The sequence below is a fragment of the uncultured Kiloniella sp. genome (genome assembly GCF_937128705.1).
Classification (GTDB): Bacteria; Pseudomonadota; Alphaproteobacteria; order Kiloniellales; family Kiloniellaceae; genus Kiloniella.
Genome location: NZ_CAKZMP010000131.1, coordinates 1 through 7,686, shown reverse-complemented (window position 1 = coordinate 7,686; position 7,686 = coordinate 1). Strand labels below are relative to the sequence as shown.

7 protein-coding genes are annotated in these 7,686 nt (G+C 45.6%); 1 reads left to right on the top strand and 6 read right to left on the bottom strand.

Annotation, left to right across the window (positions count from 1 at the left end; all coding sequences use genetic code 11):
• Nucleotides 1-255: 255 nt before the first annotated feature.
• From Q0241_RS07405 to Q0241_RS07390, 4 genes are all read right to left on the bottom strand, one after another.
• Nucleotides 256-693 carry a GFA family protein gene (locus tag Q0241_RS07405; protein WP_299375428.1) on the bottom strand — a complete coding sequence of 146 codons (438 nt, stop codon included), beginning with the start codon at nt 691-693 and terminating at the stop codon, nt 256-258.
• 1,692 nt (nt 694-2,385) lie between these two features.
• The gene (locus tag Q0241_RS07400; RefSeq protein ID WP_299375426.1) at nt 2,386-3,165 is read right to left on the bottom strand and encodes a siderophore-interacting protein; all 780 of its coding nucleotides are present in this window, start codon (nt 3,163-3,165) and stop codon (nt 2,386-2,388) included.
• Nucleotides 3,166-3,544: 379 nt separating this feature from the next.
• Nucleotides 3,545-4,084 carry a GNAT family N-acetyltransferase gene (locus Q0241_RS07395; protein ID WP_299375423.1) on the bottom strand — a complete coding sequence of 180 codons (540 nt, stop codon included), beginning with the start codon at nt 4,082-4,084 and terminating at the stop codon, nt 3,545-3,547.
• Between the two features lie 77 nt (nt 4,085-4,161).
• Nucleotides 4,162-4,785, bottom strand: a complete 624-nt coding sequence (locus Q0241_RS07390) for an XRE family transcriptional regulator (RefSeq protein WP_299375420.1) — start codon at nt 4,783-4,785, stop codon at nt 4,162-4,164.
• A gap of 235 nt (nt 4,786-5,020) precedes the next feature.
• Here Q0241_RS07390 and Q0241_RS07385 point away from each other — a divergent pair, with 235 nt between their 5' ends.
• The gene (locus Q0241_RS07385; protein WP_299375417.1) at nt 5,021-5,854 is read left to right on the top strand and encodes a tetratricopeptide repeat protein; all 834 of its coding nucleotides are present in this window, start codon (nt 5,021-5,023) and stop codon (nt 5,852-5,854) included.
• Nucleotides 5,855-6,004: 150 nt separating this feature from the next.
• On the opposite strand, the gene Q0241_RS07380 is transcribed toward Q0241_RS07385, so the two are convergent.
• Complete coding sequence (locus Q0241_RS07380) at nt 6,005-6,490, bottom strand: helix-turn-helix domain-containing protein (RefSeq protein ID WP_299375414.1); 486 nt, start codon at nt 6,488-6,490, stop codon at nt 6,005-6,007.
• Between the two features lie 22 nt (nt 6,491-6,512).
• Entirely contained in the window at nt 6,513-7,322 is an 810-nt protein-coding gene (locus Q0241_RS07375; RefSeq protein ID WP_299375411.1) for a hypothetical protein, read from the bottom strand.
• Nucleotides 7,323-7,686: the final 364 nt, after the last annotated feature.

The window sequence follows — 7,686 nt, the reverse complement described above, 5'->3', positions numbered from 1 at the left end:
CTCTTGCGTCAGCGTATCGAAGGCATATTCAAGAATCGTCTGCCATTAAGCGAAGAAACGGGGCGTGCTAAGCCCAAAACCTTACTTAAGAACCCATCTGAGACTGAAGATGACGACTTTTTCGATATCTCGGTAAAAGACGAATAAAAATAGAGAGGAGACATAAGCCTCCTCCCCTAGGTATTACTTTATAAATTATCTGCAATTACCGAAAAGTCACCTGCCCTTTTGCATGCAGCTTATTCAAGCATATCCCTATTCAACCATACCGAGGGATTTCAGGAATTCATGTTCTGTCATGCGGGGATGGTCACCTACAAAGTCGTATCCTGCCGGCTTGCTGTCGATATAAATTTCATTGGCGAGTGAAAAGCCATCATTTTTATCAAAGGCCCCCGCCCATACAACAGTCATACTGCCATCACGCAAGCGATAGAACAGATGTGTGCCACAGTTCTGGCAAAACCCACGCTCTGCCCAATCAGAAGAAACATAGGACTTTACGTTATCTTCGTTTTCGAACTCCATGCCCTCAACATGGATTGCCATGGTTGGGCCACCTGACCATTTCCGGCAGGTACCGCAATGGCAAACACCGTGATCTCCACCGACACCTGTTGCCGTAAACTTTACAGAGCCACACAAACATCCGCCCGTCATGGCTTGACCATTTTCATTTGTTTTATCTGACATTCTTTTCCCCTCTTGGTTCTTATAAATAACCGTTCCTGATTAGACCTATGTCGTATATCCTTATCAGGAACAAATTTCATAAAATCTCACGAAACCTCATTGTACAGACAAATGATACCCCACCCCTACTGACAACATTGTGTCAGGAGGATTTTGATCAGAATATTTCATCATATAAAGGGTCTGGGACATAAAGGGTCTGGGTGCGTCGTGTCCCGACAGAAACAAACATATATCCGGCTCAACTTTACCCCCGACAAAACCCGCACATATATCTAGAGAGAAAAGTTAGGAATTCTATAAGACGTAATGTTCTCGACATAATTTGCGTAGACAAAGCAAACTTGGAAAGGTTTCCCCGCCTCACAAAACCACAAAACTAAACATTTTAAATGGTACTAAGGCGAATACTTCACATATATCAAACCGATTCCACATGAATCTTGTATGAAAATTACACACCACACTGTTGTATTACGGGCATTGAATACAATATAATCGTTTATCAAAAAACAAAATCCTGTCTTTGAATCAATCAGATACTCGAACCCATGCACACCCTATAAGTGTATTGATTTTTTTCACGGTTTTTTCACTCCACATTTCAATCAGAAAAGTGTTCAATACATTCACGCAAGCAACTTATCCCGATTTCTGAAGCGCTCGCACTGCGCACCATCTATCTCAGAAATCGGGATTTGCTTTTTCCACAGATTTTTCGTTATTTTTCCAACCGCATCTTTTCTTTTTGGAAAAGCGGATCTTCTCGGCACATCGTTATCGTAACCTAATTTGACCTTGCTCCAGATCGGGCACCTTAACGATTGATGTTTCTTGTAGGTTGCCAAGATCTTACAATTGCCCTCACCACACCTTTGATTAACGTCGACATCGCAAAAAAGCGAACATACACATCATACCTCTACTACCCATACTTCTATTACCCATACTTCTATTACAGGGTGGTTTACGGCATGACCTTTCATACACGCGCATTAAACGATCTGTATGACAGGGGCATTTGGTTAAGCTGCCCGGTAGGTAAGCTTTCTGGAATTATCTTGAGAACACTCTTTCTAGGTTTACCCCTGTTAAATTTTCCCTGTTAAATTTTCCCAGCTAAATTTACCCGTGAATGCTTTTTCACGCTCTTTTCACTCACACCTTTCAGGCCAATTAGGTTTTAATACTCATGCAAGCAACTTCCCCCGGACTGACAACGCGTTTTATTGCACCACGCCTGTCAGTTCGGGGGTCGTATTAAGGCACATATTCAGCCTGATTCTATTGGCCAATTATATTCATGGCTTGTTTGCAAATAACCTATCGCTCGCTGACTTAGCGATCCATTTAAGTACACCACCGATAATATTAGTCGGTACACCCTGTATTTGCCTTACCCAGCCGGCATTTATTTGCCAGCCTTTTGACTCTTGTTGATTTTGTTAGGGGGACAATGTCAACAAGAGTCATTTTTTTGAGTAAACAACCCTTTTCCACCCATGCCTGATACTCGAAAAAAGTGGCATCGCACCTACCACCTTCCCCCCTAGATCCGAATATCTTCCCCCGTACAACGGCAATTCCAGAAACTAAACCAGCCTAAAGATCAAACCGCGTCCCTCTTTAACAGACACAAAAAAGCCCGAAACAAATTCTGTTTCGGGCTTTTTATTGTATTATAATCTAAAGTTAAGCCGCAGCCATTCGCTTTTGAATTTGGTGCGCATCCTCTTCCAAACCAATTTTCCAATAGGCGGACATATAGGTATCTTCTTTAGGGATGCCGCGTTCTTGATAAAGATGAGTACGCAGTTCCTTAACCACACCAGACTCCCCTGCGACAAAAACACTGGGGTATCCCGGGCGCCATCGCATTTTTCTGATAAAATCACTTTGCTGATGACTTCTTACGGTCGGGTTATCATGAACCAACCAATGAATATCAATACCATCAGGTGCGTCGATCTTCTGGCGATCACTCTCTGAAGTCACCTCGAAAACAGCTGTGCCCACAGCATCTTTTGGAAGCGCTTCAAGAGCAGCAGCGGCAGCCGGAATTGCGGTCATATCCGCCGCGAGCAAGAACCAATCCGCATCCAGATAAGTCATTTTTTTAGGGCCAGGTCCAAAAAGACCGATATAGTCCCCTGGCAATGCGCCTTGCGCCCAATTACTTGCCGGGCCACCATCACCATGAATAACGAAATCAATATCGAGTTCATTTTCCTCAACACGATGCTGACGCACAGTATAGGTTCTCATCACGGGGCGCTGTCCATCCTCTACTTGTGCCACGAACTCAGCAGGATCTATATCGCCTTGCGGAATCAATACCTTTACATGTGCCCCTTCCTGATTTTCAGGAAAGCCATGAAGGCCAATGCCACCAAGTGTCACACGCAACATATGCGGTGAAAGTTGTTCTTTACGAACAACCGTCAAGATCCTCGGCGGTTTACGCTTACTCATTTAATCCCCCATTCGGCAAGGTGACTATAACCATCAATTATGTTTATTGACTGCCGGCACATGTAAAAAGCATTGCAAGCTCTTTTACCTCATTACCAGCACAGGTATATCTACAGGGAATATAAGACGTAATTATGACAATGCAATGAGAATGACTCTTAATAAGGAAAACCGCCATCTAAAGTATTATTTTAAAAAGAAATTATTTTTATTATATTTATGATACACAACAAAATTTGAGATTAGCTTCTCAACAGAGTACACAAAACCGTCCTATTTAACCATCAGTAAGGGCCGAATATCTTCGCCCCATGGCTGTATTATTCACCTCGTTAACGACTCATTTTACCGCCCCAGACTATCCGTGACGATAAATAAACTATATTTTCAAACGTTTATACATATAGGTCGTAGGGTCATATCGATCTGCATCATGTGTATCCCGACAATAATCTGGTATAACTCCAGCAGTTTCATAGCCAAGCTGATGATAAAGCGGCTCGGCATTATCCCCTGTTCGTGTATCTAACGTAATCAGGCTTTTCCCACGCGCCACGGCCTGTGTCTCAAGCTCTGCCATCAATGCTTTTGCGATGCCTCTTTTTCTGAACAACGGAGAAACCAAAAGCTTTGACACATCAGCCCGGTGAACCTGATTGGGCATCGCACTGCTACACAACTGTACCGTCCCGACCACCTGCCCCTCGACAAAATAAACCATCAAAACAGTCTGACCGCTGGCAACCCCCGGACGTACATGATCGTTCCAAAAACTCAGACTTTCGTTTTGCGAAAATGGTAAAACAAAACCGACACTGGCCCCGTCAAGAACACAGGTCTTCAGCAATTCAGCCAGCCCTTCAACGTGAAGCTCAAACCCCTCAAGATCAAGACACAGTATAGCGTTTTTACTCTTCATTATTTCCAACACCATTTCAGAATTAAGTTATCGCTAATAGAATTCCCCACCAAGGAAAGCCGCATAAAAATCAGGCGCTACAAAATGACGAGCGTATATAAGGCCCCTTTTGATTCATGGGCGCGAAACCGGTTAGACCCTTGTAATTTGTAGCGCAGGCAATCCCCAGGCCCTAGCAAATAAAACTGTCCATTTACGGTTATCTCAAGCGCCCCTTCCCTTAAAACCAGATGGTGTTCTAACGCCTTGTGGGCTGGATTATTTTTTGAAAAATCAGGATAGGCAATCTCGGCACCGGGCTGTAGTCGGCATTCAAGAACTTCGCAATTCAAACTCCCCGATGGTGGAGAGACTGATCGACGTTCAAATCCCGTTACTGCATCATGCCAAACTATCTGATCATCTCGCCGAATTAACGGTTGAAAATCATCCTCAACCATAATCATCAACCGCGACATCGTCATGCCATACGCCGCGCACAACCGCCCCAATACCGCAGCAGTAGGACTGACATCACCCTTTTCCATGCGGGACAGTGTTGCCCGGCTGACATCGCTCCGTTCGGCAAGTTCATCCAAAGACCAATCTTGCTCTACTCTCAAGGCCTTCAACCGACCAGCAAGAAGTCTGTCTTGATTATTCTCTTCGACATTTCCCATATATGAGAAATATTCCCAAATAAGATCATTGTCAAATATCATCAAAATAACTTTTTGCCTCTCGCAATCGACCGACCGCACCCAACAAGGATCAATACAGACAAAAGCGTCTATCGCATCGCTTAAAACTAATTGTCCTGAACCAGTTAAAATTAATGCAAAAAGGAGAAAAACAACTGCTATACTCACCCCACTCCAAAGAAGGCTGCCCCATATTTAACCGCCCTTTAGGACAGGATAGATACCAGAGCCACAGGCAAGTTGGATTAAAAAACGAATGATCCCGAAAGCAAACCTCTCTTCCTCTCTTGGTCTAATTTTATGCATCCCCCTGCTAGCGGCCGTGCTTTTGATCGTGCCTCAAATATCGGCAGCAGGTGTTTACGAAGACGGTATTGCAGCTTACCGCGCCGGAGAATACGAGAAAGCCATCGAACTTTTGATCGAGGCAGGCGATCAAGGAAATGCAAAGGCCCAGTACTACCTCAGCGTCCTTTACGAGGGCGGGTCCGGCATAGACAAGGACACGGAAGCCTCTCTCAACTGGCTTCAACGCGCAGCAGAAGGCGGTATGGTGGAAGCCCAACGCAATCTAGGCGTTTTTTATCACGATGGCGTGGATGACCCGGACGATGATATTGATCAGGCGATCTATTGGTATCAACGCGCCGCCAGTCAGGGAGACTTAACCGGGCAATTACGTCTGGGTATTTTGCTGGACCGGGAAAAGAACACCACATTTGATCACCGCGAAGCTATTCGATGGTACCTTTTGGCCGCCCGACAAGGCGTCGCCCAAGCACAACACAATCTGGGGGTTATGCACAGTCAGGGACGCGGAACCCCCGTTAACCCAGACAAGGCACTGGGCTGGTTCTTCAAGGCCGCGAAACAACGATACACAAAAGCCATGATCGAGATCGGAGAAAAGTACATATCTGGAACTGGTGTAGAACCTTCGCTTGTCGAAGCCTATAAATGGTTTCAGCTTGCCGATATCAACGGGCATGAAACGGCGGCACAAAAGATGAAAGAGATAGCTGCCCAGCTTACTTCTGAACAAATCAGGCAGGCTGAACATCTGGTAAACAACTGGCTGTCAGACCATTGATCGTCGCCCAAAACTGTAGCCGATCAAAAACACACCCCTGATGATTTCAGCTCTTTTGCGGCCATAGATAAACTACCTGGAAATCAACTGCCCAAAGATAAAATTCAAGAGAATAGACTTCAGGGTAATTGACATCCTGAGCAGCGTTACCTAGCTCTTGTTTTGCCCGATATTATCCGTACGCATTTTAAAAACTTTACCACCGCGAATGACCGTTCGGTCCTGCCCCCGACGCGAGGTTACAGACAACCGCTGTCGCCAATTTGCGACCGTTTGCGGTGAAGTTCCCACTTGTCTTGCAATTTCTCGATCAGACCAGTTTGTCCGCTCCGGATCGGTCAAATAGGCCGTTATCGCCTCGCGTTTTTGCGCATTGGTCAACCTCGGCTCATCACCCGTTTCGCGCAACAAACGTGTCTCAAGCGCATCGACGCGCGCCTGCAAAGCCGCAATTTCATCATCACGACTTTCGATCAGGCCCTGCGCCCAGTTACCCCATTGCTCCATCTGGGCAACACTTTGGCGCAAGCTCTCTTGAAGAGATTCGAATTGTCCTTTTGATTTCGCCAAATCGTCCCTTCTATTGCCACTTGTTTTTACTGACGTCGAACCGCCATCTTTTTCCTTGGAAGCCATAATTCTAATCTACACGCTGTATTCAAGCTTCCGCCCGCAGGCCCATTGCACGCTCTAAAGCGTTGAGTTCCGCCTCATCATTTCCGACTTCTGTTACCACCGCCATAACCTGATGCCGGTCTTCCAGGCGCGCCCAACGGTATTCCTTGCCGACAGATCTGTCTTCACCGCCAATAAACTGAAAAGCCGCCTGCTCTACAGCATCCGAAGCCACCTTTGAAGATCGTAATCTGACCGCATCATCACTTCGGGTTCCCCCTTTTCTACGATCCGCCCGAGACGAACGAACCTGCTCGGGATGCTGTGGCGCATCAGCGGTTGCTTTCATTCGCTGACGCAAAGAAACCCTTGGCCCGACACCCGTTTCCTTTTCAAAGGTCTGATATTGCGCCAGCTGTTTTGTCAATTTTTCGACCTCTTCCTTACGATTCAAGGCCTCTTCCATCTGCACGGCATGAGCTTGTCGCAACCCCATCAACTCTCCTTCCTGAGCATGGCGTTTTGCTTGCTCACTCTGGATTGTGACGGATTTTTCTTCCACCGACTGACGTAATGCTGCGACCTGCAGCTCATGCCGAGCAAGGGACCATCGCAAAGATTCAAGTTCCTGCTCCAGCCTTTGCACTTGGGTGGAATCACCACCTTGTACAGGTTCTTGAGCTGATCCTTGAGAACTGGAGATCCCCACCTTTAGCTCTCGAAAGCTAATATCTGCACCCGCGAGCATATGTTTGGCACGTCCCAGAGCGGCAAGAACCTCTCCTTCGACGGCTGAGTCCAGCAAAGCCAAAACTTTCTCAAACCGATGCAAATCCAGTTGCGATCTTTCCACGATGTCCCCCTGCAGAGCGTTTTTACACTCATCTATATAATTTGTTAGATGATATTATTAATTACCAATTAATTAATCAACTATAAAATTAGGCAGATGCTAAAAAAGATAACAAGATCAAAGGCAAAATCCTTCAACCCCGCAGAGACCTTGAAAATATGTGTGATGTAAAAATAATGTTATGGATTCAAAACCTGATGTCGTTGATATTTAATCCAGAAAAATCAGATGAAAAAATTAGATAACTGTCCAACATGAAAAGAATTGGATAGTTACCTTTGGGATCTTAATAAAACTGGCATAGATAAAACAGAGCCCCAAAAAACAGGCTCTATATTGCCAGGGATGAAACCCGACACACAAA

Bases quoted from the DNA above. Each gene is read 5' to 3' on its own strand.
- Q0241_RS07405 (WP_299375428.1), bottom strand. From the start codon at position 693: ATGTCAGATAAAACAAATGAAAATGGTCAAGCCATGACGGGCGGATGT.
- Q0241_RS07400 (WP_299375426.1), bottom strand. From the start codon at position 3,165: ATGAGTAAGCGTAAACCGCCGAGGATCTTGACGGTTGTTCGTAAAGAA.
- Q0241_RS07395 (WP_299375423.1), bottom strand. From the start codon at position 4,084: ATGAAGAGTAAAAACGCTATACTGTGTCTTGATCTTGAGGGGTTTGAG.
- Q0241_RS07390 (WP_299375420.1), bottom strand. From the start codon at position 4,785: ATGATATTTGACAATGATCTTATTTGGGAATATTTCTCATATATGGGA.
- Q0241_RS07385 (WP_299375417.1), top strand. From the start codon at position 5,021: ATGATCCCGAAAGCAAACCTCTCTTCCTCTCTTGGTCTAATTTTATGC.
- Q0241_RS07380 (WP_299375414.1), bottom strand. From the start codon at position 6,490: ATGGCTTCCAAGGAAAAAGATGGCGGTTCGACGTCAGTAAAAACAAGT.